The organism is Spirosoma pomorum (assembly GCF_054776615.1).
Window position 1 is genome coordinate 1,304,865 of sequence record NZ_BAAHBP010000001.1, and the last position, 26,570, is coordinate 1,331,434.

General features: G+C 48.5%; 18 protein-coding genes. 5 read left to right on the forward strand and 13 right to left on the reverse strand.

The features are described from left to right. Positions 1 to 183: 183 nt before the first annotated feature. From secA to ACYVAD_RS05420, 4 genes are all read left to right on the forward strand, one after another. The gene (secA, locus tag ACYVAD_RS05405) at positions 184 to 3,576 is read left to right on the forward strand and encodes a preprotein translocase subunit SecA (RefSeq protein WP_461138431.1); all 3,393 of its coding nucleotides are present in this window, start codon (positions 184 to 186) and stop codon (positions 3,574 to 3,576) included. Between the two features lie 114 nt (positions 3,577 to 3,690). Beyond that, on the forward strand, positions 3,691 to 4,746 hold the full coding sequence (locus ACYVAD_RS05410; RefSeq protein ID WP_461138432.1) for a hypothetical protein: 1,056 nt from the start codon (positions 3,691 to 3,693) through the stop codon (positions 4,744 to 4,746). A 9-nt stretch (positions 4,747 to 4,755) separates the two neighbouring features. Next, positions 4,756 to 5,880, forward strand: a complete 1,125-nt coding sequence (locus tag ACYVAD_RS05415) for a glycosyltransferase family 4 protein (RefSeq protein WP_461138433.1) — start codon at positions 4,756 to 4,758, stop codon at positions 5,878 to 5,880. Between the two features lie 146 nt (positions 5,881 to 6,026). Continuing rightward, complete coding sequence (locus ACYVAD_RS05420) at positions 6,027 to 6,965, forward strand: 3-oxoacyl-ACP synthase III family protein (protein WP_461138434.1); 939 nt, start codon at positions 6,027 to 6,029, stop codon at positions 6,963 to 6,965. A gap of 103 nt (positions 6,966 to 7,068) precedes the next feature. On the opposite strand, the gene ACYVAD_RS05425 is transcribed toward ACYVAD_RS05420, so the two are convergent. The 12 genes from ACYVAD_RS05425 to ACYVAD_RS05480 all read right to left on the reverse strand — a co-directional run bounded on the left by ACYVAD_RS05425 (position 7,069) and on the right by ACYVAD_RS05480 (position 22,637). Next, a complete protein-coding gene (locus ACYVAD_RS05425) occupies positions 7,069 to 9,036 on the reverse strand; it encodes a M1 family metallopeptidase (protein ID WP_461138435.1) in 1,968 nt (655 codons plus the stop codon). 62 nt (positions 9,037 to 9,098) lie between these two features. After that, positions 9,099 to 9,707, reverse strand: coding sequence for a cytochrome c oxidase subunit 3 (locus ACYVAD_RS05430; RefSeq protein ID WP_461138436.1), 609 nt, complete (start codon positions 9,705 to 9,707; stop codon positions 9,099 to 9,101). A gap of 15 nt (positions 9,708 to 9,722) precedes the next feature. Beyond that, positions 9,723 to 10,532, reverse strand: a complete 810-nt coding sequence (gene ispE, locus ACYVAD_RS05435) for a 4-(cytidine 5'-diphospho)-2-C-methyl-D-erythritol kinase (RefSeq protein ID WP_461138437.1) — start codon at positions 10,530 to 10,532, stop codon at positions 9,723 to 9,725. A gap of 49 nt (positions 10,533 to 10,581) precedes the next feature. Beyond that, complete coding sequence (locus ACYVAD_RS05440) at positions 10,582 to 13,032, reverse strand: OmpA family protein (protein ID WP_461138438.1); 2,451 nt, start codon at positions 13,030 to 13,032, stop codon at positions 10,582 to 10,584. 616 nt (positions 13,033 to 13,648) lie between these two features. Next, positions 13,649 to 15,049 carry an ATP-binding cassette domain-containing protein gene (locus tag ACYVAD_RS05445; protein ID WP_461138439.1) on the reverse strand — a complete coding sequence of 467 codons (1,401 nt, stop codon included), beginning with the start codon at positions 15,047 to 15,049 and terminating at the stop codon, positions 13,649 to 13,651. Between the two features lie 63 nt (positions 15,050 to 15,112). Beyond that, positions 15,113 to 15,691 carry a hypothetical protein gene (locus ACYVAD_RS05450; RefSeq protein WP_461138440.1) on the reverse strand — a complete coding sequence of 193 codons (579 nt, stop codon included), beginning with the start codon at positions 15,689 to 15,691 and terminating at the stop codon, positions 15,113 to 15,115. 176 nt (positions 15,692 to 15,867) lie between these two features. Continuing rightward, entirely contained in the window at positions 15,868 to 17,586 is a 1,719-nt protein-coding gene (locus ACYVAD_RS05455; protein ID WP_461138441.1) for a GMC oxidoreductase, read from the reverse strand. A gap of 92 nt (positions 17,587 to 17,678) precedes the next feature. Continuing rightward, the gene (locus ACYVAD_RS05460; protein ID WP_461138442.1) at positions 17,679 to 18,317 is read right to left on the reverse strand and encodes a gluconate 2-dehydrogenase subunit 3 family protein; all 639 of its coding nucleotides are present in this window, start codon (positions 18,315 to 18,317) and stop codon (positions 17,679 to 17,681) included. A gap of 557 nt (positions 18,318 to 18,874) precedes the next feature. After that, positions 18,875 to 20,062 carry a M20 metallopeptidase family protein gene (locus tag ACYVAD_RS05465; protein ID WP_461138443.1) on the reverse strand — a complete coding sequence of 396 codons (1,188 nt, stop codon included), beginning with the start codon at positions 20,060 to 20,062 and terminating at the stop codon, positions 18,875 to 18,877. Positions 20,063 to 20,081: 19 nt separating this feature from the next. Further along, positions 20,082 to 20,303, reverse strand: coding sequence for a hypothetical protein (locus ACYVAD_RS05470; RefSeq protein ID WP_461138444.1), 222 nt, complete (start codon positions 20,301 to 20,303; stop codon positions 20,082 to 20,084). A 77-nt stretch (positions 20,304 to 20,380) separates the two neighbouring features. Continuing rightward, positions 20,381 to 21,235, reverse strand: coding sequence for a twin-arginine translocase subunit TatC (gene tatC, locus ACYVAD_RS05475; protein WP_461138445.1), 855 nt, complete (start codon positions 21,233 to 21,235; stop codon positions 20,381 to 20,383). Between the two features lie 109 nt (positions 21,236 to 21,344). After that, entirely contained in the window at positions 21,345 to 22,637 is a 1,293-nt protein-coding gene (locus ACYVAD_RS05480; protein WP_461138446.1) for a serine hydroxymethyltransferase, read from the reverse strand. Between the two features lie 211 nt (positions 22,638 to 22,848). On the opposite strand from ACYVAD_RS05480, the gene ACYVAD_RS05485 reads away from it, so the two are divergent. Next, positions 22,849 to 24,957 carry a protein-disulfide reductase DsbD family protein gene (locus tag ACYVAD_RS05485; protein ID WP_461138447.1) on the forward strand — a complete coding sequence of 703 codons (2,109 nt, stop codon included), beginning with the start codon at positions 22,849 to 22,851 and terminating at the stop codon, positions 24,955 to 24,957. Positions 24,958 to 25,035: 78 nt separating this feature from the next. Here ACYVAD_RS05485 and ACYVAD_RS05490 read toward each other — a convergent pair whose 3' ends face one another. After that, positions 25,036 to 26,088 carry a cellulase family glycosylhydrolase gene (locus ACYVAD_RS05490; protein WP_461138448.1) on the reverse strand — a complete coding sequence of 351 codons (1,053 nt, stop codon included), beginning with the start codon at positions 26,086 to 26,088 and terminating at the stop codon, positions 25,036 to 25,038. Positions 26,089 to 26,570 lie beyond the last annotated feature (482 nt).

The following is a 26,570-nucleotide window of genomic DNA, read 5'->3' on the forward strand; positions in this document are numbered from 1 at the left end:
GCAAAAAATTGTTTCCATACAATAAGGGATGCCTCATACAAGGATTGCAACTTGCAGTCCCATCCTAATGCACTAAATTTGTATCAATTAACGCTGTATCAAAGTAGTTGAGTATAGATATGTGTGCTTCGATAGTCAACGAAGATCCATTTTATTGTACCCTTAACTACAAACTAAGAGGAAATGATCAATCTCATAGCTAAGTTATTCGGCACGAAATCACAACGGGACCTAAAAGAGCTTGTCCCCTACGTCGAGAAAGTAAATGCCGAATTTACCCGGTTGAAAGACCTATCTAACGACGAATTACGACAGGTGTCAGCCGCGCTTAAGGAGCAAATCGCTAGCGAACTGGCCGACATTGACAACCAGTTAACTGATCTGAACGAACAGGGCTCGCATTCGGACGTTGACGTCAACGAGAAAGAGCGGATCTTTAATCAGATTGATAAGCTCGAAGCTGAACGTAACACAGAACTGGAACGCGTCTTGCTCGACATTCTTCCCCGTGCGTTCGCGGTGGTAAAAGAAACGGCCCGGCGGTTCAGCACGAACGAACAGCTTAGCGTTACGGCCACCGATTTCGATCGAGAGATCGCCAGTCGAAAAAAGAACGTCGTTATTGACGGGCAGCAGGCACATTGGGCCAATCAGTGGGATGCCGCTGGCACGCTCGTTAAGTGGGACATGGTCCACTACGATGTACAGATTATCGGTGGAGTTGTGTTACACCAAGGCAAAATTGCCGAAATGGCCACTGGCGAGGGGAAAACGCTGGTAGCTACGTTCCCCGCTTTCCTAAACGGTCTCGCTGGCCGGGGGGTGCACATCGTTACGGTCAATGATTACCTGGCCAAGCGTGACTCCGAGTGGATGGCTCCGCTGTTTGAATTCCACGGTATGCGGGTTGACTGCATTGATAAACACCAGCCTAACTCATTCCAGCGGAAGCAGGCGTACCTGGCTGATATTACGTACGGAACAAACAACGAATTTGGTTTCGATTACTTACGCGATAACATGGCCCGCGAACCAAGCGAACTGGTTCAGCGGAAACACCATTACGCGATGGTCGATGAGGTTGACTCCGTTCTGATTGATGATGCCCGGACGCCGTTAATTATTAGTGGTCCGGTTCCGCGTGGCGATGAGCAGGATTACATTGAGCTAAAGCCTCGCGTTTCTCGCGTTGTTGAAGCTCAGCGAAAACTGGTCTTCGATTTCCTGAACGATGCAAAGAAGAAGATTGCAGCAGGTGATGAAAAAGAGGGAGGTTTGTCGCTGTTTCGGGCGCACCGAGGCTTACCTAAACATAAGCCACTCATTAAGTTCCTGAGTGAAACAGGGAACAAAGCTCTGCTGCAACGAACGGAGGCTATTTATCTAGCCGAAAATCAGAAGCTGATGCCAGAAGCCGATGCTCCGCTTTATTTCACGATCGACGAGCGGCACAACAGCATTGACCTGACCGAGAAAGGTATCGACTACATCACGGGCTCAGGAGAAGATCCAAACTTCTTTATCTTGCCAGATTTATCAATCGATCTAAACTCGATTGATAAGTCGGATGACCTGACGGAGCAGGACAAGATTCTTCACAAAGAAGCTGTTGTTCGGGATTACGCTGTCAAAACACAGCGAATCAATACTGTAAACCAGTTGCTGAAAGCATACACGCTGTTTGAAAGGGATACGGAGTACGTTATCATGGACGGCAAAGTAAAAATCGTCGATGAGCAAACGGGGCGGATCATGGAAGGTCGTCGTTGGTCAGACGGATTGCACCAGGCGGTAGAGGCCAAAGAGAACGTAAAAGTTGAGGATGCTACCCAGACCTATGCTACGGTTACACTCCAGAACTATTTCCGGATGTATCACAAACGAGCAGGTATGACCGGTACGGCAGAAACCGAAGCGTCCGAATTCTGGCAGATCTACAAAATGGACGTTGTAGTCATTCCAACGAACCGGAAGATCAGCCGTCTGGATGAAGAAGACAAAGTCTATCGATCCGTTCGGGAGAAGTACAATGCCGTAGCGGACGAAATTACTAGTCTGGTCGAGAAAGGACGCCCGGTACTGGTTGGTACTACGTCGGTTGAAAACTCCGAGTTATTAAGCCGGATGCTGACAATGCGAAAAATTCAGCACCAGGTTCTGAACGCGAAATACCACCAGCGGGAAGCCGAAATTGTGGCTTCAGCTGGTATGCCAGGCACGGTAACAATTGCCACCAACATGGCTGGCCGGGGTACGGATATTAAACTAAGTCCAGAAGCGAAGTCGGCAGGTGGCTTAGCGATCATTGGTACGGAACGACACGAATCACGCCGGGTCGACCGTCAGTTGCGGGGTCGTGCCGGTCGTCAGGGTGACCCTGGTACGTCGCAGTTCTTTGTATCATTGGAAGACAGCCTGATGCGTCTGTTCGGTTCCGAGCGGATTGCCAAGGTGATGGACCGCATGGGACTGGAAGAGGGCGAAGTTATTCAGCACTCTATGATTACGAAATCGATTGAGCGGGCACAGAAGAAAGTCGAAGAAAACAACTTCGGAATTCGGAAGCGGCTGCTGGAATACGATGACGTAATGAACTACCAACGGGAAGCTATCTATAAGCGTCGCCGGAACGCCTTGTTTGGGGATCGTTTACCGCTCGACATCGCAAATACGATGTACGACGTTGTCGAGGAAGTTGTTAATAACACGGAGGGCAATTTTGAAGAAACTAAACTTCAGTTACTAACAACGTTGGGCCTTTTACCGACGCTTACTTCCGACGATTTTAACCGTCTGAAGAAAGTAGACATTACCCGGGCGTTGTACGAAGAAGCCGAAAACCAATACAGCGCCAAAAACCAGGCGATTGCCGATAAAGCGATGCCTGTCCTGACGCAAGTGCTTCACGAGCAGGGTCATCAGATTAAGAACATTGTTGTACCGTTCACAGATGGAGTTCATGACCTCACGGTTGTCTCTGATCTGCGTAAAGCCGTAGAGAGCGAAGGACGCGATCTGGTTACGGAGATGGAGAAAGCCGTTACGTTGTCAGTGATCGACCAGGAATGGAAAGAGCATCTACGTGAAATGGATGATCTGAAACAGTCCGTACAGAACGCGGTATTCGAGCAGAAAGACCCCTTGCTGGTGTACAAGTTCGAATCGGTCGAGTTGTTCAAACGCTTCCTGAACAAAGTTAATTTCGACACCATTAGCTTCCTGACCAAAGCTGACATTCCAGCGCAGGAGCCAGAAGAAGTCCAGCAGGAAATTCGTCAGGCACCCGCCCAACATCGTCCGGAGCCTCAGCCCGAACTCCATACAAATATGGAAGATTTCGATGATGACCATCTGGCAACGGGTCCTGAAGAGTATGCTCGTCGGATGGCAGAGAACGATGCTATGGGTGCGGGAGCTCCCCCCATGCCGCGTCAGATACCTACCCGCGTCGTAAAAATTGCGAATCGTAACGAACGGGTCAATGTTCAGTATGCAGATGGTTCAGTCAAGCGAGATGTGAAATATAAAACGGTGGAAAACGACATCGAAAGCGGTCGGGCTATGCTCATTGAGTAGCCTCTAAATTAATTACCAGCAAAGCCCTCTGAAATTGATTTTTCAGAGGGCTTTTTTGTTATTTTACAACAGACGTTATCCGCTTTAATGAAGGAATTAGTTCTTCTTTACTTTTTGATTACGACCTGGCTATTACCAAATTACGTAGCGCCGGACCCAATCCGATTACAACCAGAGCGGATGCCGTTTACTCCTAAGGAGTTTTACATTGCTCAGGTGACCGATCAGCGTTCGGGACAGGATAGAGGCCCCTTTGCACAGTTGGCCTTAGCAGTGGGTCAGCCGGTTCAACGAGTCGATTTTGTAGGTGGTTTAGAAGCGGGCGTTCGCCATTTCGTCCAGCAAAGCTTACCGCAGAACAGATCGCTACGCCCCGTTGTAATGCGATTACGTCAGTGTAAAGTTGTTGAAACGATTGCGGGTAATCGTGTAACAGGACAGTTTACGTTTGCTGTTAGTTTCGACTTACTTGCGCAAGATGGTACAGTAACCCAGCTTACTGAATATCGTGGTGGTACCAACTATGTCCGACCTGTTGGTCAGACAACGGTTATCGAATCATCCATTCGGCAAGCGCTGGTTGCTTCCCTACGAAGTTTGAATAGCTACATGAACCGGGAAGCAAGTAATAATGAGAAGTTGGCGACAGCCATTAATGTTTCGTTTACGGAAGACACACGATTAACCGACAACGACACTGTTTTTTACAACCCGATGCGTAAACTGGTTTGGAATGACTTTTTGGCAGTGCCCCGCCGAGGAAGTCATTACGCAGCTGAAGTGTTTACTAGTTTTAGTTATGAAGGCAAAAGTTCAGTCAAAGACGGCGTTGTCCAACTCAATCTACAATTGAAAGGATACATGCTCAAAAACTCTTCTTGGGCTCGGCCCGAAGCACGTAATGAGTACGCGTTGAACCATGAACAACGGCACTTTGACATAACCAAGTTGGTTATGGAGCGATTCAAACAAAAAATACAGCCGGATAGCTTGACGATAGAAGACTACAACAGTATCGTTCAGTACCAGTTTCTGGAGTCTTACCGAGAAATGAATCGCTTACAGGAGCAGTATGATCGGGAAACTAATCACGGCATCAACCAAGGACTTCAGGCAATCTGGAACAATAGAATTGACGAAGAGCTCCAAACACTGGGCGTAAAGAAGTAATCTATTCCGTTGAAGAAGATTCGTGTTCTCCACGTAAGCAGCGCCCACCCGCCACAAGACCCCCGCATTGTGCAGCGCGTTGTTCCAAGTCTAACCACGGAATATGATCTTACTGTGCTTCTACCCCACGTCCAATCAGGTACCTTCGACGGGATTCGTTACTTGGGTTTACCGTATTTTCAGCGGGTTCTTGCTCGGTTACTCCTCGTTCATCCAATTGTGTTTTTATATGTGCTACGGATCCGCCCTACCCTGCTGCATATCTATGACCCGGAGTTAATTCCGGTAGCCAGGCTTCTTCAGCGCTTGCTGCGCATACCGGTCATTTACGAGGTGCACGAAAACTTCTATAAGAAGTTAGATCAAAAAGTTGCCACACAAGGTCGCTTAGCTACCTACTTCTTTCGCTTGTTTGATGCAATAGCCCAGCGCTGCTTTCACCTCATTTTTACCGAACATGCTTATTTAGCAACGTATCAGCACTTGGGTAAACCATCAGCTGTCGTTTATAACTACCCGTTATTACAATCGCTGGACACGTTTCAGTTTTCCTACAATCCTAATCAGAAAGCGCCAGAATTCGTCTACATCGGTTTGATCAGTACAGAGCGGGCAATTGATACGCTAGCTGCTGCGCTGGCTGTTGTCAAACGGCGCTATCCACTGCTTAAAGTTCATTTGTTTGGTCGCCGAACACTGACTGATAAGGATCTGGAGAAGTTACCGGGATTCAGCGCCGTTCGAGAGAACCTTATTTTTTATGGTTACACCGAACAAAGGCAGGCTTTTCCGCTGATCAGACGCGCCACGGCGGGTATTGCTCTACTTAAGTCTTTTGGCGATTATCCAGAATCTTATCCAACCAAGGTATTCGAATACATGGCGCTCAGTTTGCCCGTTATTACGTCTGACTTTCCGCTTTACCGCTCCGTGGTAAGCACTCATTCTTGTGGCTTCTGTTTATCGCCGGAGAGCCCTGAACAACTCGCAGATGCGCTTATCTATTTGGTTGAACATCCCGCTAAAGCAGAAATTATGGGTAAAAACGGACGTAAAGCTGTTGAAACCGTATATAATTGGGAAACTGAACGTCTTAAACTGCTTAATTTGTACTCTCAAATTCTTAAAACGTGATCTAAGCTACCTTTATGCTTGAATCACTAAACTATTACAATATATTGTAGTATTGTTCTAATTAGCAATGCTATGATTTCCCGGAAGGATTTAACTTTCGGCATTAATTCAGGGTTCCTGGATAAGGTTTACTACATATTGGCCTGATGTACATTCATGCAGTCAGTCACTACCTTCCTTCGGAGGTAATTGACAACGAACATTTTACTCAGCTCAACGGCCTTTCGAATGATTGGATTGTCGAGCGTACCGGAATATCAGAACGACGTAAAGCAGCGCCCGGTGAGAATACAAACACGATGACGCTTGAGGCAATCAAGCCGCTACAGGATAAAATCGATTTGTCTTCGGTTGACTTGATTGTTGGTGCTACGTATACACCTTACGATACAATCGTCTCCCTTGCGCACGAAGCTCAGCACTATCTCAATATTGCTGATATTCCTGTCGTTTCTATTTCAACTGCTTGCTCATCGTTACTAAATGCGATTGAAGTAGTTGAGGGTTATTTTGCGCTGAACAAAGCAACTCGTGCTTTAGTGATTGTTTCTGAGCACAACACAGCGTACAATAACGACCGAGATACGATGTCAGGGCATCTCTGGGGCGATGGCGCGGCTGCGCTTTACATTACCAAAGAGCGGCAGTCTGAACAGGATTTTAAAATTCAAGGATTGTTAACGGGCGGAGCAGCCCATTCGCAGAAAGCAACGACAGGTGTTATGCTCAGACCAGCCGAAGGTGGCGTTAGTATGCCCCACGGCCGGGACGTCTTCATCCATGCCTGCCAATACATGCCCAAAGCTACGCTCGATATTTTGGAGCGTTGCCACGTTGACCTGAGCGATGTTAATTACGTACTGCCCCACCAGGCAAACCTGCGTATTTCGCGTAACGTCATGAATACGCTCAATCTACCCGAAGATAAGCTGATTTCGAATATTCAGTATTTGGGAAATACAGGTTGTGCCGGCTGTGCCATTGGTCTTTCCGAAAACTGGGACAAATTCAAGAAGGGCGAACGTATCATCGTTACCGTTTTTGGCGGAGGATATTCGTACGGCGCGATGTTAATAGAAGTTTAGTAGAAAAGCAGGAAGGAGGAAAGGAGGAAGAATTCGCTTGTCTAGAGCAATATTCCCTTCTCCTTTCCTCCTTCCTGTTCTTCTACTTATTTATTTCTTCCCTTTACTGTGCATCTCCGCGCCAGACGTTATTTTTCTCGTTTACGTCGGGTAGCTTCTCGTCCGGATCGAGCACGACCGTTTTGATTGCCGACGTTGATCCGTACTTGAACGTCCAGGTCCCGCCCCGCTGCCAGATTTCAACCGGAAGGTTCACACGGCCTTTCTTTCCATTGCTTTCGGTAATTTCAACAGTAGCCGGCATAGCCATCTTCTCGAGGTTTTCGATTGAGATCAGAGACCCCTTCTCAGACGAACCATCAACGTATTTTACGTCTTTGATACCCTGGTCCAGTTTCCAGGTTTCGTAGAAGTAACCTCGCCAGAACCAGCCCAGGTCCTCTCCCGCAGCGTTTTCGATGCTCCGGAAGAAATCGTAGGGCGTTGGATGTTTAAATGCCCATTTATCTACGTATTGCTTGAACGCGTAATCGAACCGCTCAGGGCCTAGAATTACTTCACGTAGTAGTTTCAGTCCCATACCAGGCTTATAGTAAGCCAGAATCCCTAACGCACGTGGCGCTTGCACATCAGGAATGGTCATAATTGGCTCAGTTGGCCCAAACAGCGCTGGGGCGATGTCATGCATGGTACCCCGCTCCCGATCGTACTCACCGTTATTGAAGTTCTTTGTTGACAGGGTATTGATGAACGTATTAAAACCCTCATCCATCCAGGGGAATTTCCGTTCGTTATTACCAACAATCATGGGGAACCAATTGTGACCAAACTCGTGATCAGTCACCCCCCAAAGCGCATCTTTCTTATCGCGGTGGTTGCAGAAGACAATACCCGGATACTCCATTCCTCCTACGATACCGGCTACGTTCGTTGCTACAGGGTAGCTGTATTCGTACAGATATTTCGAATAAAACTCGATACAGCCTTTAACGTACTCCGTTGACCGGTTCCAGGAATCATCGGTAGCACTTTCAACGGGATAAACTGACTGCGCCAGCGAAGCTTTACCACTTGGAAGATTCATTTTAGCCGCATCCCAGATAAAGCCCCGTGATGAAGCCCAGGCCACATCGCGTGTGTTAACACATTTGAATTTCCAGGTCAGCGTACCCGATTTCTTCGGCCGAGAATCGGCGTTTTTCACCTCATCCTTACTCCGAATAATAATCGTTTTGTCGCTTTGGCGTGCCTGTGCCAAGCGCTTCTGCTGCTCTGATGTCAGCACATCGTTGGGATTCAGCAGTTCGCCCGAGCCAACAACAATGTGATCCCAGGGCACCGTAACATTGTATTCAAAGTCACCGTAATCTAGGTAAAACTCGCCCGCCCCTAAGTAAGGTAGTACATTCCAGCCTTGAATGTCATCATAAACACACATCCGTGGGTACCACTGCGCGATTTCGTAAATGACACCATCTCTCCGGTTTAGTTTGCCCATCCGGTCGGAACCGTATTCCGGAATTGTGAATGAATAAGCAATCTTGATTTTTACATCACCACCGGGTTTGAGTGGTTCGCTCAACTTCACCTGCATCCGGGTGTCCGTGATCACGTACGGCGTAGTTGTCGATTTTCCTTTTCCCGGCTCGGTTGTGACACTCGCGATCTTTACACCACCCGCGAAATCAAGGTTACCAAAGCGACCACCTGTAACAGGAGTAGTTTTGGCCGCCCGGGACGTATCGCTGAACGCATTCTGGTCCAACTGCAGCCACAGAAAGGGCAATGCTTCGGGCGAGTTGTTTTTGTATGTGATCGTTACGTCGCCCGAAATAAGATTCTTTGGCTCGTCGAGCGTTACGTTAATTTGATAATCAGCCCGGTTCTGCCAGTATTTTGGTCCCGGATACCCGCTCGACGCCCGATAATCGGTACCCGGCTGCATGTTGAAGAGCGGGTGAAATAAAGCCAGCGGATCATACTTAGAAGTCGTTGATGAAGATGAGCCTGACTGAGCAAAGGAGCTTAGGCTAACGGCCCATAATCCCGCCCAGAAAACGATTTTTTTCATAAATGTGAGAATCCATTATTACTAGACAAATAACGGAATAAAGGCCTAGAAATGATTAACTCTTAGAGGGATAGTCGCAAATCGAGTCCGTGGTGGGCCAACAGGAAGACAAACAGAGCTAGCCAAAGAATATCAACGAAGTGCCAATACAGCGTAATCAACCGTAGTTTGAGTTGATTAGGGGGATTCACACTGTACACAAACGAATCAATGTAGGGACGACGACGTAGTGCCTCTGCCAGAACGACGCAGAGAAATATCAGCCCTAGGAGTATGTGCAGCAGGTGAATGCCAGAGATAATGTAAACAAACCCACCGGCCGGGTTGCCGTATAGCTTTACACCTGCCTGAGCCATCTGATGCCATCCCCAGGCCTGTAACACAATGAAGAGAACGCCCAGTAACAGGGTCGAGGCCATTCCCATCCGGTAGCTGTTGAAACGTTCATGCCGGAATGCTTTGCTGGCATTGTTGAGCGTATAGCTGCTCAAAACAATTACGACCGTACTCAATAGAAAGACATTCGGCAGTTTAGCGTCGGTCCAGCCGGGCCCTGTTCTGCGGATGACATAAGCCACCAGCAAAATTGTGAACAGCATAATGCTGCTCGCAATACCCAACCAAACCATAAAGCGGAACGGCTCACGCCGTTTCGTCATAAAATTGCTCATGCTTTCTCCAGCATCTCATCGGAGTCTCGTTTGAAAAACGTTGTAATCCGCGAATTGGTTTGTGTTAGCCATAGGGGCGTTAAATATTCCGTAGACCGTTGATCCCGACCCACTCATACTGGCGTACACAGCTCCCAAATCATAGAGCTGTTCCTTTATTTCCTTCAAAACCGGATACCGGGGAAACAGACTGTCTTCAAAATCATTATGCACGGTTTCGCGCCAGTCAGCTATTGGCTGTGCGAGTTGGTTTCGTAATGATTCATTTGGTTGATGAGGTCGCACACCAGCGTAGGCCTCGGCGGTCGATATAGCCAGATTTGGATATATCAACGCGATATAATACCCAGCAAGGTCGATATTGATCTCTTCAAATACATCGCCTTTTTCTACACAGTACATCGGCTGATTCTGCACAAAAAAAGCACAATCGCTCCCTAACTGCCGAGCGTACGCTTCTAACTGATCGGTCGCTAAGGCCAATTCAAACCGGTCGTTCAGCATTTTTAACGCAAATGCTGCATCCGCTGATCCTCCGCCTAATCCCGCGCCAATTGGCACGTTCTTGTGAAGATGCATCTGTACTGGCGGTAATCCATGATCGGCTTTCAGCAAGTCATAGGCCTTGACGCAGAGGTTGCGGGATGAGTCGCCAGGAATGGGAATGCCACTACTGGAAAAACCGAATTCGTTCGCAGGGATAATTTCCAGTGCATCAGTCCAACCCACCGGATAAAAGCAGGATTGCAAATTATGAAAGCCATCAACCCGTTTTTCGGTGATGCGCAGGCCGATATTGATTTTGGCGTTTGGGAAAACAAGCATACGGACGTAAAGACGAATCCGACTGCAAAGCAAACAGCAAATTTGAAGACTACTTAATTTCGATTACTTTAAATTCAGTACGTCGGTTACGCTGGTGTTCGGCTTCCGTACAAATTACCCCATCGACGCAGTTGTTGATCGGTTGAGACTCACCCATTCCGATAGCGCGCATCCGTTTCCGGCTAATGCCCTGTGACGTAATAAAATTAGCAACTTCGTTTGCCCGCTGGATGGACAGCATCTTGTTATGAGCGGCATCTCCCCGACTATCTGTATGCGAACGTACCTCAATAACGAGTGAGGGATACCGGCGCATGGCGGCTACAATTCGATTCAGTTCGCGCTTAGCATTGGCTCGAAGGCTATATTGGTCCAGATCGTAATAAATGTTATCAACGGTCACGACATCGCCAACGCTAAACATTTTCAGATCGGCATCAATCTCTTTAGGCGCTGATTTGGTTGGCAACCGCTTGACCCGGCTGGTGTTGGTACCGTACGACGGTTTCGAAGCTGTTAGGGTATAATCACACCCTTCGGCCACCTCGAACGCGTAACGACCATCGGCTTTCGTAATATACTCTTGCTGCGTTTGATCACATTCGTTACGTAGACGGACAGTTACGCCCTCGAGCGGTTGACGGTTCAACTCGCTGACAACGACGCCCCCGATCTTAGATAACGCGGACGGACTGGCGGCATACGTTCTTGATACAGCAGTTTCAACAGTATCGATCAACACGGTAGGACGTGCCATCGCCATTTCAAGCCGACTTGGCTGATCATCGGTCAGAAAACGCGTACTGAAACCGACTTTTCCCGCAATGAAACCATCTTTAGTGGCGTCTACAGTGAAGTCATTGTTACTTTCCAGACAGAATTGCACCAAACCCGTACTATCGGTGACGAGCGATTGCTCTGAACTGCCTTCGCTTTGCGCTTTGATAAGAACCATGACGCTGTCCAGTGGCATGTTGGTTTCGTTATCATACAAACGCATGGTCAGATCCCGGCAGCTATAGAGCGAGCTCTCCCGCACAAACCGGTAAATATCATCGTCTGTTTTGTTACGTCGATTACTACTCAAAAAACCGCTCTGGCGATTGATATCTGTAATAAACCCAAAATCATCCATGGGCGAGTTAATAGGCGCATCCAGATGGTCGACAACTTGATCGGCTTTTCCGTTGGTCAAGGCTACGTAGAAAATATCGAGCCCACCCATGCCGTGATGCCCGTTCGACGAGAAGTATAGATTACCGCTCCCATCAACGAATGGAAACAGTTCATCACCGGGCGTATTAATGGGCTCGCCCAGGTTGACTGGCTTTCCCCATTTGCCGTTTTCGTAGCGGGTAACGTAAATATCCGTGCCACCTTTTCCCCCGGGCATGTCCGACACGAAGTAGAGTAACTTCTCGTCTCGACTCAAACTTGGATGCCCGACGGAATAGTCATTGTTATTAAACGGCAGTTCCTCAATAGACGTCCAAGCACCATCCTGCTGGATGGCGGTATACAGCTTCAGTTTACTGGTATTCTCCTGATTTTTTCCCAACTTAATAAGACCGTTGGCGTAGTTCGTCCGGGTAAAGTAAATGCGAGATCCATCACTGGAGAACGTAACGGGCCCCTCGTGGTATTTTGAGTTGAGTGATTCACTGAAACGTTTTGCCGGATTTGTCGGCCGCACTCCGTAACCCAGGCCATTCGACACATTAATGCCGACGTCGTACCCCATGACCGTCCGGAAATCATTCGGCGTTGGCCGCGTGTATTCGTCGGCACCTAGTTGCCACCCTTTGTTGGCAGACTCCAGCACAATCCGCTTTGCTGACCCATCCGGCATAATCTGCCCTTTGGCTTTGATCTGACTGCGGTCCGGAATGTAGTAGAGGTCGAGATAATTGGATTTACTATTTGGCGTAACAGAAGCACTGCCCCGAGTGCCTCCTACGTACACTAATCCTTTCTGGTAAAATGCCGGACTGAATTCTTCGCCAGTTGTATTGAAGTCCAAATAGTCCAGCTTATACGTAACGCTTTCGCTTTTGTTTTCCCCTGCGGCTGCTACGCCAGCGGGGCCGGGCAAAGGTCGAAAGCTACTTGGTTTGCTTTTTAGATATTGCTCGTAGTACTGCTGCGATTCCTGAAAACGACCGTTTCCAGCCAGCACTTGTGCATATCGAAGCAATAATTGGGGATTACGGTCTTTGTTCCCGTCTAATGCAAGCTGATAATACTGCTGTGCTTTTTTTGTATCACCTACTTGCTGATAGGCATAGGCTAGTTGTTCCTGAGCAGTACCTCGTTGACCTATACTTAACTGGCTTTCAGGCTTTAACAATAACTGAGTATATATCTCGATAGCACGCCCGTACGCTTTCCAGCTCAACAAACGGTCGGCCTGTTGCAACAGCGAATCAGTCTGCGCCCAGCTTATGCCATAGCTCAGGCAGCACAAGAAACCGAGTAAACCTTTTTTCCAAATCGCCTTCATTAACTATACGGTCGCCCGAATTTGCGCGCCTGATTATTCATTTCGTTGAGTAACTCCTATTCACTTACCAATTTGTTTCAGAGCCTCGCACTGATTGGCGCATTAGCTTGAAGTCAACACTTACAAACGTCTTTCAAATCTGAAATCGTATCTGTATTTACGTTCTATATGACAAAATGATAATTATAAAATGTCATAGAGAGTATATCTACGAAGATCTCATGCACGTTCGGCCAGAGTAAACAGCATACAATCAGTTTTTTACCGAACCTTCAGGATAAGTAACTAACCTTTGCTTTGCAACCAGACGAAATTCGTGCCAAGCCCTTTCGAGCCCGATTAAAGAAAATTTTTCTGGTGGTATTCAGTTAAAGACGCAAGTCTGTCCATGCATTGTTAAACGAACATCTGCGCTGAACGAACAAAAAAAGCCCTTCTCTTTTGTCACTAATCGTGCCAATTGATAAAATAGCGTATCAGTAACAGCGACGGTGAACTTGGCTTATCCACTTGTTACTTAATTAGACTATACTCGCAAAACAAGTCACCCACATCCCAGGAATGAATCACAGAGCTAACTTGACTGAGACTATAAGCTCTTTGATCAAAAGGAGCGTCAATCAGCATTATGGGTCAATTGGTATAGTTTATCAACAGTAGCTGGTAGTTCGCTTTGATCATGCGTGATAAACAATACGGTTTTTTCAGGTAGCCTATTTAACAACTGACGGGCAAGCTCAGCTTTGGTCGCGTCCAATACCTGGAACGGCTCATCAAGCAGTAAAAGGGGTGAATTTTTTAAAAGAGCTCTTACCAGGAGAACCAGTCGCTGCTCACCCGCCGATAATGTACCGAATCTACGTTCGTTTAAATCCACCAAGTCAAAATAGGTGAATAGCGCCTGTAAATCTGCTTCCTGAGACTCGGATATCCGAACCGGTACATTGAGTGTATCCGTCAATCCGGTTAAGGCAACCTGCCGGGCGGTCAGGTGCTGAGGAAAATAAAGGTGCAGTTCGGGCGACAGAAACCCGATACGTCGTTTTACGTCCCAGATGCTTTCACCGGGTCGTCCACGCCGGTGACCAAAAATGTAGATTTCGTTTGCATAGGCCTGCGGATGGTCACCGTACAGTAGGCTTAGCATAACCGACTTGCCTGCGCCATTCCGGCCGATCAATGCCCAACGCTCGCCGGCCCGGACAGTCCAGTTTACTTGATGCAGAATGATTTGTTCGCCGTACCGTACCGTTACGTTAGCTAGTCGGAAAGCCTCCTCAAAATCAATGGCAGGTGCTGCCGTCTGAAGGCGCGGAGCGGGGGCCAGCGTAGCAGGATCAACCGGCGTTACGTGAAAATCAGCCTTGGGACCGGCCCAGCTAATCTGTCCGGATGCCAGTTTGACAACATGGGTTACGTAGTCAGGGATATGCTCTTCCTCTACTACAAGTACGAGCGTTAGCCCATGTTGAACTAACGACTTAAACCAGTCTGCCAGATCCCGACGCGCATCAGGATCAAGACCAACAAACGGGTTATCAATCAATAATCCGACGGGATGTTGTTTCAAGCTCTTCGCAATCCGGGCTTTTCGCGTCTGCCCATTAGATAACTTCAAAAATGAGCGATCCAATAAAGGGGCCAAGTCCAGCCGGACAAGCAACTGATCGATTTCCTCACTACTATCATTGCCCAAAAACTCCCGTAATGTCAGCGAGTCATCGCTTAAGGTTGCCTGATACCGTTGCTGGTAGAAATGACCACTGTACGAAAACTGATGGGATTCTTCTTTAAACGAGACAAAAGGAAGTTGTTGATGCCGGGTAACCATTGCTGGTAGTACAGGGACTTTTCCCGCAAGAGCTTCCAACAACGTAGTTTTTCCGCTGCCCACATTTCCCGTCACCGCCCAACACTCACCCGTATGCAACGTGAAGTTGATATCTCGCAAAATAATATGCCCGCTTTTACGTACGGTAGCATTGGTCAGCGTAATCAATTCATTTCGTTCAGCCATAAAAAAACCGGTTAAGTCCCGCAAAGGTACTTAACCGGTTTTTCTTGCCTCTACTTGCAAGAATTATCTTGTTGTGCTCATTGGAGCCGTTGTGGTCGTTGTTGAGTTCGACATGGTACGACCGCTGCGGGTACGACGGCTGTTATTGCCCGTCGATCCTCCATTTGCCCGATCCGTTACGTTAGACGAATTCGTTGTCGTGCTTTGCGTTGTTGTTCCGGTGCCCGTGTTCATCGAATTTGTGCCCGTTGAATACGTACCGTTGCCAGTCGTTGTTTGAGTTGTGCCCGTTTGTGGTACATTCTGATACGTACCTGTTCCGGTTGAGTTCGTAGTCGTACCGGTGCCATTCATTCCAGCGCCGTTCATTGTACCCGAGTTAGTAACTGGTGGTTGGTAGGTGCCTGTGTTCGTTGGCGATGCTGTTCCAACTGGAGTTGTCACGCCCGTGTTTGTAGATGTGGGCTGGGTTTGGTAGGTACCTGTACCCGTCGTCTGGTTTGATCCAGTTGAGTACGTGCCCGTTGTTCCTGTTCCAGTAGTACCCGTTCCCGTACCTGTCGTTGAATTCGTTACCTGTGCATTTACGTTGAGGGCGATGCCAGCTACTAGCATCCAGCCCATCATTACTACCTTTTTCATAGTTGAGTTAAAATCAATTACGTTGATTACCAATATATAACAGTATTCCTATAGAGTTGTTTGGTTGTGCTTTTGTTTTTTTTCAAAATTGCCTTATATGAATTGCATCATCATAAAAAAAGCGGGTGTTCAAACCGATTGTTTTGAACACCCGCCAAAATATGAGACTTGTTAGCTTACAGGTTTCCTTTTTTCATTTCCTTAACAGCGAAGTCAGCCGCCCGGGCTGTTAATGCCATGTACGTCAATGATGGGTTTACGCAGGAAGCCGAGGTCATACAGGCACCATCCGTGTTAAACACGTTTTTGACCGTATGGACCTGGTTGTGCGAGTTGAGGACCGACGTTTTAGGATCGCGTCCCATCCGGGCTGTACCCATCTCATGGATTCCGATACCAGGGTGCTTCGATTCGTCGTTGTAAGCCGTTACATTTTTCAGGCCAGCAGCTTCGAGCATCTCAGCAGCGTCGTTCATCATGTCCTTCCGCATTTTTTTCTCGTTCTCGCCGTAAGCGGCATCAAACACGATCAGCGGCAGGCCCCACTTATCTTTCTGATCCGGCGACAGCGTCATACGGTTATTGGGATCGGCGATCATCTCACCAAAACCACCCAGACTCATTGTCCATGGACCTGGCGTTGTCAGACTCTCTTTGAAATCAGCACCGAAGCCGTCCATACCGTTACCCCGGTTCCAGCCTCCTCGACCAGCACCGCCCTGGTAACCAAAGCCACGCACGTAGTCACGCTTATCGTTATTCCAGTTACGGTAACGCGGTACGTACACCCCGTTAGCACGACGACCATAATAGTATTGGTCTTCCATTCCGTCGAATGTACCCACGGCCCCCACTGCCAGGTGGTGGTCCATAATATTACGGCCCAGCTGATCCGAGTCATTACCCATTCCGTTCGGGAAGCGGCTCGACTTCGAGTTCATCAGAATCGACGTACTACCAAATGCCGACGCATTCAGGAAGATAAGCCGCGCGTAATATTCACGTACTTCTTTCGTATTCTGATCGATGATCCGAACGCCCGTTGCTTTTCCTTTCTGCGCATCGTACAGAACCTCCGATACGATCGAATCAGGACGCAGCGTTAGTTTGCCCGTTTTCATAGCTGCTGGCATCGTTGCCGACTGCGTACTGAAGTATGCACCGTATGGGCAACCACGCATACACTGATTCCGGAACTGACAAGCAGCCCGACCCAGCTCATAGTGTAATTGCTTGGGCTCGGTCAGGTGGGCCGTGCGCCCCATAATCATGTGGCGACCAGCAAACGCTTTTTCTACCCGTTTCTTAACTTCTTTTTCTACGCAGTTGAACTGCATGGCAGGCAGGAAGTTACCATCGGGCAGTACGTCCAGGCCGTCTTTACCGCCAGAAATACCAGCGAAAGTCTCAACATAAGTATACCAGGGAGCCAGATCTTCGTACCGGATTGGCCAGTCAACGCCGATTCCCTCTTTGCCATTGGCCAGAAAGTCTTCTTTGTTCCAGCGGTAGCTCTGACGGCCCCACATCAGCGAACGTCCACCGACGTGATAGCCCCGGATCCAGTCAACTTTCCGTTTTTCGATGTACGGATGCTCCGCGTCGTTCTCAAAGAAATGGCGCCACTCTTCGTTGGCGGTGTAACCCGTCCGCATGTTCGCCCAATATTCTTCGGCTGCCTGGGTTGTAATACGTCCCCGGTGTGGAAAATCCCACGGATTATTAGTGGCGGTCGGGTAGCCTTCGATGTGTTTTACATCACGCCCCCGCTCCAGCATAAGTACTTTCAAGCCCTTCTGCGTCAGTTCTTTCGCAGCCCAGCCACCTGAAATACCCGATCCCACGACAATAGCGTCGTAGGTCATATCTTTTTTAGCGTCAATATTGAGATTCATTTTTCGAGAAGTTATAGAGTTTTAAAGCCACCCGGTTATACCGTCGATAAGCCTTTTGACTTTTCAAGGGTACAACGCTGTAACTTCATAACTTAAATTGCCCACGCTTTCTGACCGGGCTTCAGCGGCACACAGCCGTCGTAACGACCAGGAACGGCCACGTATTCGAGCGCCTGAGTTGCACCAACTTCTGACGTAAAATAACCGGTCAGCGTCAGGTCTTTCAACACGACGAAGAATGGTTTGTAGACTTTCTTAGCGCTGGGCATTTGTAGATCGGCCTGAGCGTTCTCTACTTTCGTTACTTCCTTTGCCTTACTCATTTTAGCCACCTGATCTTTCGCATCAGCTTCCAGCTTTTTCACGATCTCAATCCGCTGGGTTGGGTCAAGTTGAATAAAGGCTTTTCCGTATGCGTCCTGACTCAGTTTGTTCGTCTGGGCCAGTCCTTCAACGAAGCGTTTCTGATCGTCGGCCGGATAGCAGTCTTTTATAAGAACGTCGATGATTTCATTCACCTTAGCGGCTTTAGCGCCGGGTGTTTTCGTCGTCGGAATAATCGTCTCGGCGAGTTCGGCGACGGTTGCATCCTGATCGGCGGTAAAGAAAACCGGCTTGCCGGTAAGGGCACGCCGAGTAGCCGACCCTTCGAGCGTTTCGGCTATCGCGGGTAACGACACGGTCGCGCCAACCAGCACGGCTACCCGCATAAGGGCATCTCTTCTATTCATGTGCTTAGAGCGAATTAGACTTTCAATTACAACGATTTACTAGGATACAAATGTATAAAAATCAAGGACTGGATTGTACGATTGTAGGATCGAGTTTTTGAAAATTCTACAGCCTGATAAGCTACTCAATAAATAAATAGGGCCAGTAGCCAACAATATGGCTACTGGCACCCAACAAACCCGAATCTTCTATCGTTATTTTCGGTTTGACTTCACTTTGCCTACTTGAACACTCAGGCTTAATCGAGCTAGCTTTAACTCGTTGTTGATTAGAGTAGATAAGTCGCTGCGTGAATTATTTTTAGCGACCTTTTTTACGCGTGTAGCAGTCTGTTAAGCGAGCGGTTGAAAGTCAGGACGACAGCCTGCCACAAAGCAAAGGTGTACCTGTTTGCGACGTTACGTAAGGTGACGTTATTGTCTTCCGGGCTATGTACGTTATCAGGGTTGATTTGCCCAGCGACCATCAACTAGTTTGACACACTATATTCTTTCGGCAAAAACAAGAAGCCGATTACTCGATAGTGATCGGCTTCTTGAGTAGCAACCTTACTGCATTAAATCGTCTGTAGCTCTTGCACGGCCAACCAGCTCATCAGGCCAGCGCCCGTTTCCAGTGCAGCCTCGTCGATGTCAAAGGTTGGCGTGTGAACTCCTGATACAATACCACGTGCTTCATTACGGGTACCAAGTCGGTAGAAGCAGGAATCGACAACTTGTGAGTAGAAAGCGAAATCCTCACCTGCCATCCACAGGTCCAGATCAATTACGTTCTCCTCCCCCATGTAATCAACCGCCTGCGCGCGCGTCCGGCGAGTTAGTTCGGGATGATTTTTAAGGTACGGATAGCCATGAACAAGGGTAAACTCGCAGGTTCCTCCCATTGCTTCAGCCATACTTTCGGCCATTTTTTTCATACGCTTCTGGCCCTCAGCGCGCCACTCCTCGTTCATGCAGCGAAACGTACCCTGGATGGTTACCTCGTTTGGAATGACGTTTGTTACGCCATCGGCAATAAAACGGCCAAACGAAAGAACCGATGGGCTGGCAGGTGGCCGGTTGCGGCTGATGATCTGTTGCAGAGCAACAATAATATGCGAGGCAATCAGAACGGGATCAATTAAGTTATCAGGCATAGCCGCATGGCCGCCTTTGCCTCGTACTGTCATGTAGATCTCGTCGGTGCTGGCCATGTACATCCCTTCCCGAAAGCCAACCTTACCAACTGGTATATTCGGCGCTACGTGCTGACCAATCATGCTGATTGGTGCGGGATTTTCCAGCACGCCTTCTTTGATCATCAACGACGCTCCTCCCGGTGCTTTTTCCTCGCCCGGCTGGAAAACCAGCTTAACAGTTCCGTCGAACTGATCGCGCAATACGTTTAGAATACGCGCTACGCCCAATAGCGATGCCGTATGTGCATCGTGACCACAAGCGTGCATAACCCCCTCAACGGTTGACTTATAGGGTACATCATTTGCTTCGTGAATGGGCAGCGCATCCATGTCGGCCCGGAGGGCGACTACTCGCTGGCTTGGGTTACGGCCTTCAATGATTGCAACCAGTCCCGTATCAGCAACGCCTTCCTGCGGCTGGATACCAATTGCTTTTAACTGATCAGCGACAAAACGAGCCGTATTGTGCTCATTGAACGACAACTCAGGATGCGCATGGAGATGGCGACGAGTCTGGACAATATCGGCAGCGTACTGCTTCGCCAGTGACTTGATGGATTCTTTCATGATTCGTTACAGTATTAGGCTATTGTTCTGGCTCAATGTTTCCTTTTATTGACTCGTAGTTCGACTTAATACGGCCCATCTCTTTGGCCAGAAAAGACTGAAGCCGCTGGTTGAATTCGACCTGTTCTTCTTTTGAGAGCGAGTTGTACAAATCTTTCAACTCCTGATTGATAGCCGCCCGTTCAGCGTCATCGGCCGCATTCATTGACCGGTAGTGGTATTTTTTAAAATCGTACTCCATGGCTAGAAAAAATAAACATCGGACAGCGAGCAGCCATCCGATGTACTTGATTTATCAACAAGCGCCCGAATGAGCGTTTACTTTTCTAATTCGCGCATCTCTTTCAGCCGCGCCCGTTCAATTGAGCCCGAAACAATGATACTTACTTCATAAAGCAGCATCAGCGGTAGCGCCACCAGAACCTGGCTGTATAGGTCAGGCGATGGCGTAATGATACCCGCCACGATCAGAATCACAATCCAGGCGTGTTTCCGATACTCTTTCATAAACTTCGGTGTCAGCACGCCCACTTTCGACAACACGAAAGCAATAATTGGCATCTGAAAAATCAGGGCGCAACCCAGCGACAGCGTAACGATCGTCGAGATATAGGACGTAATGTCAATATTGTTTTGAATCTGGCTGGAAAGCCGGTAGTTCACCAGGAAATTTACGGCCAGGGGTGTTACGATGAAATAACCAAACAGTAATCCCAGCAGAAACAGGAACGACACGTAAAAGACACCACCACGGGCTGCATTCTTTTCCGACTGCCGCAAGCCTGGCTTGATAAAACGCCATAGCTCCCAGAACGCGTAGGGAAACGCGAAGCACAGACCAATGAAGAACGACGACGTCATCGACATCGTAAACTGATCGGAAAAGCCGAGTGCCTGTAACTTGAAGTCAAGACTTTTGACGCACAAATCGGCATAGCCCGTATAATCCGCCAGTTTACACATCTGCTGGTAGGTCCAGAAGTTGGTCTTAGCGGGGGCCAGCAGAATGTTATCAAAAATCTCTTCGATGTAGACAAAGGCAGCAAGCATGAACACCAGGATGGCCCCGGCGGCTCGTACAATGTGCCAGCGAAGTTCTTCGAGGTGATCAAGAAAGGACATCTCTTTGCCTTCTTGGTCAATTTCTTCGTCGGTCAATTGGTCTAGTGGCATCGGTTTAATGAATGAGTGAATGAGTAATTGAGTGAATGAGTGAATAGGCTGACGCAAGTACTAGGCTGCCGGAAGGTATTCGCTCATTCACTCATTCGCTCATTCAAAATTAACTTTTATAGAGCGGGAATGCTTTCATCCACTCGTTGATTTCCTCTTTTACGGTCGAAAGGGTAGCCTCGTCGTCGTGGTTCATCAACACGCGGTCAATATATACGACAATCTGCTCCATATCCGATTCTTTCAAACCGCGAGTAGTCATCGCTGCCGTTCCCACGCGCATCCCCGACGTAACCATTGGCGACTTGTCGTCGAACGGCACCATGTTCTTGTTGATCGTGATATCGGCTTTGATCAGCGTGTTTTCAGCCAGTTTACCCGTCAGCCCTTTCGAGCGTAGATCGATCAGCATCAGGTGATTGTCTGTACCGCCCGAAATAATTTTATACCCGCGGCTCGTAAAGGCATTGGCCATTGCCTGCGCGTTGGCTTTCACCTGCACAGCATAATCGTAAAAATCGTCGGTTAGAGCCTCACCAAACGCAATTGCTTTAGCAGCAATAATATGTTCTAATGGTCCACCCTGCGTACCGGGGAACACGCCTGAATCCAGCAGTGACGACATCAGACGAGTTTCACCTTTCGGCGTTTTGATGCCGAATGGGTTTTCGAAATCATTCCGCATCATGATCATACCGCCCCGCGTACCACGCAGCGTTTTGTGCGTCGTTGTCGTTACTATGTGCGCGTACGCCAGCGGATCGTTCAATAGCCCCTTGGCAATCAAGCCGGCGGGGTGCGATACGTCGGCCAGCAGGATGGCTCCTACTTCGTCGGCAATGGTACGCAGCCGGGCGTAATCCCAGTCGCGGCTATATGCCGAAGCGCCACAAATCAACATTTTGGGTTTTTCCCGCTTGGCAGTTTCTTCGACGACGTCGTAGTTGATCGTACCGGTTTCCTCTTCAACCCCGTAGAAGGTTGGGCGGAAGTATTTACCCGAAATATTTACGGGAGAACCATGCGTCAGGTGACCACCGTGCGACAGGTTGAATCCCAGAATAGTATCACCGGGTTGGAGACAGGCCAGAAAAACGGCCGTATTCGCCTGGGCACCCGAGTGAGGCTGTACGTTTGCCCACGTAGCGCCAAACAGTTCTTTCGCACGATCAATAGCAATCTGCTCAATCTGATCGACCACTTCACAGCCGCCGTAATACCGTTTACCAGGAAGACCTTCGGCATATTTGTTTGTCAGGACACTGCCTGCCGCTTCCATCACCTGAGGTGACACGAAGTTTTCGGAGGCAATCAGTTCAATTCCCGACTCTTGCCGGTGTTGTTCTTTGGCAATCAGATCAAAAATCTGGGTATCGCGGGCCGATGTTGTAGCGGTTGTCATAGTCAATTGGCTAAAAGCAATTTTGGCTATACAAAAGTACAGCTTATTCAAATACACTGAATGAATTTTTGGACGTGGCAGCATACAGGCATGTCTCCTAACGCATTAATTTCGTGCGTCCTTATCGGTCCCCCAACAGGATACGCTAGTTTTGGAAATGTTTTTGCCCGAAACTTGTTGTTCTACCAAATCAACACTTACCCAAAGCGGTATGAAATCATTTTTTGCGTTTGTTGTAGGACTGCTAATCAGCGTTGCAGCAACTGCTCAGATCCTTAAACCAGCCAGTTGGACTTACGCACCCGCCAAATCGTCAGCAAAAGTCGGCGACATTGTCGATCTGAAGTTTACGGCCACTATCAAAAGCGGCTATCACATTTACTCATCGCAGGTAAACCCCAAGATTGACGGACCACTACCTACCGTTATCAGCTTCACCAAGAATGATACGTATGAACTGGTGGGTGGTGTTAAACCAACCAGTAAGGTAGAAACGAAATTCGAGGAGGTTTTCGAAGGCGATGTGTACCTGATGCATGGCCCCGCGCAGTTTGTGCAGCGGGTGAAGATCCTGAAAGAGAAACCGATTATTGCCGGAAACATTGACTACCAGGTTTGTACGGATAGTGATGGCCAGTGTATACCCGGCAATGATGATTTTACGATTGCGGGCCTAACCGTAACGGCTGGTCCAGCCAGCACCACCACGGCGGCCGTAGCTTCGGCCCCTAAAGCAACGTCTGCTGTTACAGAGCCGGTGTCGCAAACCGTTGTAGCGGCTAACACGACCAACGCTCCTGCACTAACTGCGACAGAGGGAGATACAACACCTACGGTCCAGGCAGCCGCTCAGGCACCAACAGCGACGCTCGACGCCGTAGCAGCCGCCGACACCCAGCCAACCGATGACTCGATGACGGGTTTTATCGTAGCGGCTTTCCTGTCAGGTCTGGTGGCGTTACTGACGCCCTGCGTGTTCCCGATCATTCCAATGACGGTGAGCTTTTTTACCAACCAGCAGGGCGGTCGCTGGAAAGCCTTATTATTTGGTGCATCCATCATTGGAATTTACGTTCTCGTCGGTACAGTCGTTTCTCGAATCAACGGCCCCGCCTTCGCCAACTTCGTGAGTACGCACTGGCTGCCGAACGTGTTGTTCTTCGTTATTTTTGTCTTTTTTGCCCTTTCTTTCCTCGGCTTGTTTGAGATTGTTCTGCCCAGTTCAATTGTCAACGGTGCTGATGCCCGTGCCGAGCGCGGTGGTCTGGGTGGCGTTTTCTTCATGGCTTTTACGTTAGTACTGGTCTCGTTTTCCTGCACCGGTCCCATTGTGGGAAGTCTGCTGGTCGCTTCGGCTGGTGGAGAGGTCATTAAACCTATTATCGGCATGACGGCTTTTTCGTCGGCCTTTGCGATTCCATTTACCCTGTTTGCTGCCTTTCCACAATGGCTCAAAAGCATGCCTAAGTCGGGGGGCTGGCTCAACTCTGTAAAAGTTATTCTTGGCTTCCTGGAGCTGGCGCTGGCGCTCAAGTTCCTCAGTATTGCCGATCAGGTCTACCATTGGGGCCTACTCGATCGGGAGGTGTTTCTCTCGTTCTGGATCGTGATTTTCGCGCTGATCGGTTTTTATTTCCTTGGCAAAGTAAAGCTGCCGCACGATAGTCCGATGGCGTCTATCAGTGTTCCCCGGCTGCTGATGGCCATCGTTACGTTCGCCTTTGTCGTGTACATGGTTCCTGGTCTGTGGGGGGCTCCGCTAAAAGCACTGGCGGGTTATCTCCCCCCGGCAACGTCGCAGGACTTCAATCTGACAAACCAGCAAACGGCTGGAGCAGAGCCAGTCAATCAACTCGGAGAAACGCCCAAATACGCTGATCTTTTCGAATTGCCACACGGCCTTCAAGGTTTCTTTGATTACAAGCAGGCGCTGGCTTACGCGAAGAAAAATAACAAGCCAGTCTTCATCGATTTTACAGGTCATGGCTGTGTAAACTGCCGCGAAATGGAACAACGAGTCTGGTCTGATCCGGCGGTATTGTCCCGTCTGAAAAATGATTTTGTCGTTGTAGCGCTCTACGTCGACGACAAAACTGAATTGCCCGAAAGCGATTGGTACACGTCGACCTACGACGGAAAAGTTAAAAAAACCATTGGCGCGCAAAACGCCGATCTCCAAATCACGAAGTACAACAACAACGCTCAGCCGCACTATTGCCTGGTCAACAGCGAGGGAAAGCTTTTAGTAGCCCCCAAGAATTATGATCGGAGTATCCAGCAGTTTATTACATTTCTGGATTCGGGTAAGGCAAAGAGCTAATTGTTACGTATTTACAAACACAAAAGGGCAATGGATATCCATTGCCCTTTTGTGTTTGTAAATACGTCGGTACGCACCTTACTTTTTCCCTGTCAACGCTTTTATTTTTTCGATCTCGTCCTGGCTGAAAGGCGTTTTATCCTGTCGATAAATGTCATGAAACCACAATTCCGGCTCTTTACCGTCCGGCATTGGCATATTCCAGGCGAAAATGGTGTTAGTTTTCCCCGATACAAAGCCCCAGTTGATGGCGCCAATGTTCTCCTGTTTCAACATCGGCATAATTGTCTGAAACAAACTACCATTCCGGCGAGCCATGTATTCAGTACAGATCAGCGGCCGGTTGTAAGCCCGGAATTCATTAATACGTTCTTTGTGCTTATCGATGTACTGATATTGGTGATACGTAACGACGTCCGAGTTTTCGAGCTGAAATTTATTGAGATCTTTGAAGCCGGCGTCCCAGTTCCAGACACCCGCACTGATCGGCTGCGACGGATTGACCTGACGGGCCCAGCCAAACACAGCTTTCAACAGGGGAAGGCTTTTGTTTAGGTAACCGCTATTACCCGGTTCGTTATACAGATCCCAAAGCAGAATGCGGTTGTCGTTCTTGAAGGTCGTCATGACGTCTTTTACGTATTGTTCCAGCACGCCCAGACTGTCGGGATGATTCAGCAGCATCGAGCCCGGATCACGAACCCATCCACTGTTGTGCACCCCTGGTTTTGGGGCAGGTTGCTTACCAGGACGGTATTCATCATTCCAGCAATCGTCAAAAAATACCAGAATTGTCTTAATGCCGTGCTTGTTCGCAATTTGAAGGTACTGGTCCAGACGCTTCTTAAAACCAGCTTTATCACTAGACCAGGCAACATGGTGCAGATACACCCGCATGGCGTTCAGTCCTAGTTCCTCAGCCCAGCCGAGTTCTTTGTCAATCGTTTGCGGATCAAACGTAGCGGCCTGGAACATTTCGAGCTGGTTGATAGCAGTACTAGGTTGAAAGTTACTCCCCCTCACCCAGCCCTGTTTCTTGTACCAGTCGTTGGCTTTCTGCGTGCTCCATTGGTTTTGTGCGTGTAGTTGCGTACCCAGCAGTATCAGGTAGATCCAGAGAATGTATTTCATACGTAAGAGGTAAACGGAATTGGCTAAAATGGATTGGTTTAACGCTGTTTTCGCAGTACTACTCGTGCTGGCAAGCGTAAGTAATACGCCCTAGAAAGACGTCTTCATCCGAAAAATTACTTGATCTTTTCTTTCAGATTGATGTGATCCTGTTTGTTCAAGCCAAGCAATCGACTCGTTCCTTTTGTTTTACTGTACCGATGCTCACTCATGGAGACAATATGACGGCATTATATACTCTCTTCCAAAAATTGATCTTGTTTTACCGGGTGAAGGCGAAACAAGGCTTGAGAAGTAAAACCTCGTACTTGATGCTACCGTCATTGCAGAGCGTCTATAAATTCTCAACAATCAGCTCAGATATAGATCAGTTACCTTGTATTGAATGACAGGATCTATAGGCCAACCAGTAACTTAGCCTATGGATATACCGCTGATTATCAGATACTTTTCATATTCGTTTCTTACAGATCGATTCGTGT

What these genes read in the sequence shown, in the direction of transcription:
- secA (WP_461138431.1), top strand. Translation starts at nt 184, where the DNA reads ATGATCAATCTCATAGCTAAGTTATTCGGCACGAAATCACAACGGGAC.
- ACYVAD_RS05420 (WP_461138434.1), top strand. Translation starts at nt 6,027, where the DNA reads ATGTACATTCATGCAGTCAGTCACTACCTTCCTTCGGAGGTAATTGAC.
- ACYVAD_RS05425 (WP_461138435.1), bottom strand. Translation starts at nt 9,036, where the DNA reads ATGAAAAAAATCGTTTTCTGGGCGGGATTATGGGCCGTTAGCCTAAGC.
- ACYVAD_RS05430 (WP_461138436.1), bottom strand. Translation starts at nt 9,707, where the DNA reads ATGAGCAATTTTATGACGAAACGGCGTGAGCCGTTCCGCTTTATGGTT.
- ispE (WP_461138437.1), bottom strand. Translation starts at nt 10,532, where the DNA reads ATGCTTGTTTTCCCAAACGCCAAAATCAATATCGGCCTGCGCATCACC.
- ACYVAD_RS05440 (WP_461138438.1), bottom strand. Translation starts at nt 13,032, where the DNA reads ATGAAGGCGATTTGGAAAAAAGGTTTACTCGGTTTCTTGTGCTGCCTG.
- ACYVAD_RS05445 (WP_461138439.1), bottom strand. Translation starts at nt 15,049, where the DNA reads ATGGCTGAACGAAATGAATTGATTACGCTGACCAATGCTACCGTACGT.
- ACYVAD_RS05450 (WP_461138440.1), bottom strand. Translation starts at nt 15,691, where the DNA reads ATGAAAAAGGTAGTAATGATGGGCTGGATGCTAGTAGCTGGCATCGCC.
- ACYVAD_RS05455 (WP_461138441.1), bottom strand. Translation starts at nt 17,586, where the DNA reads ATGAATCTCAATATTGACGCTAAAAAAGATATGACCTACGACGCTATT.
- ACYVAD_RS05460 (WP_461138442.1), bottom strand. Translation starts at nt 18,317, where the DNA reads ATGAATAGAAGAGATGCCCTTATGCGGGTAGCCGTGCTGGTTGGCGCG.
- ACYVAD_RS05465 (WP_461138443.1), bottom strand. Translation starts at nt 20,062, where the DNA reads ATGAAAGAATCCATCAAGTCACTGGCGAAGCAGTACGCTGCCGATATT.
- ACYVAD_RS05470 (WP_461138444.1), bottom strand. Translation starts at nt 20,303, where the DNA reads ATGGAGTACGATTTTAAAAAATACCACTACCGGTCAATGAATGCGGCC.
- tatC (WP_461138445.1), bottom strand. Translation starts at nt 21,235, where the DNA reads ATGCCACTAGACCAATTGACCGACGAAGAAATTGACCAAGAAGGCAAA.
- ACYVAD_RS05480 (WP_461138446.1), bottom strand. Translation starts at nt 22,637, where the DNA reads ATGACAACCGCTACAACATCGGCCCGCGATACCCAGATTTTTGATCTG.
- ACYVAD_RS05485 (WP_461138447.1), top strand. Translation starts at nt 22,849, where the DNA reads ATGAAATCATTTTTTGCGTTTGTTGTAGGACTGCTAATCAGCGTTGCA.
- ACYVAD_RS05490 (WP_461138448.1), bottom strand. Translation starts at nt 26,088, where the DNA reads ATGAAATACATTCTCTGGATCTACCTGATACTGCTGGGTACGCAACTA.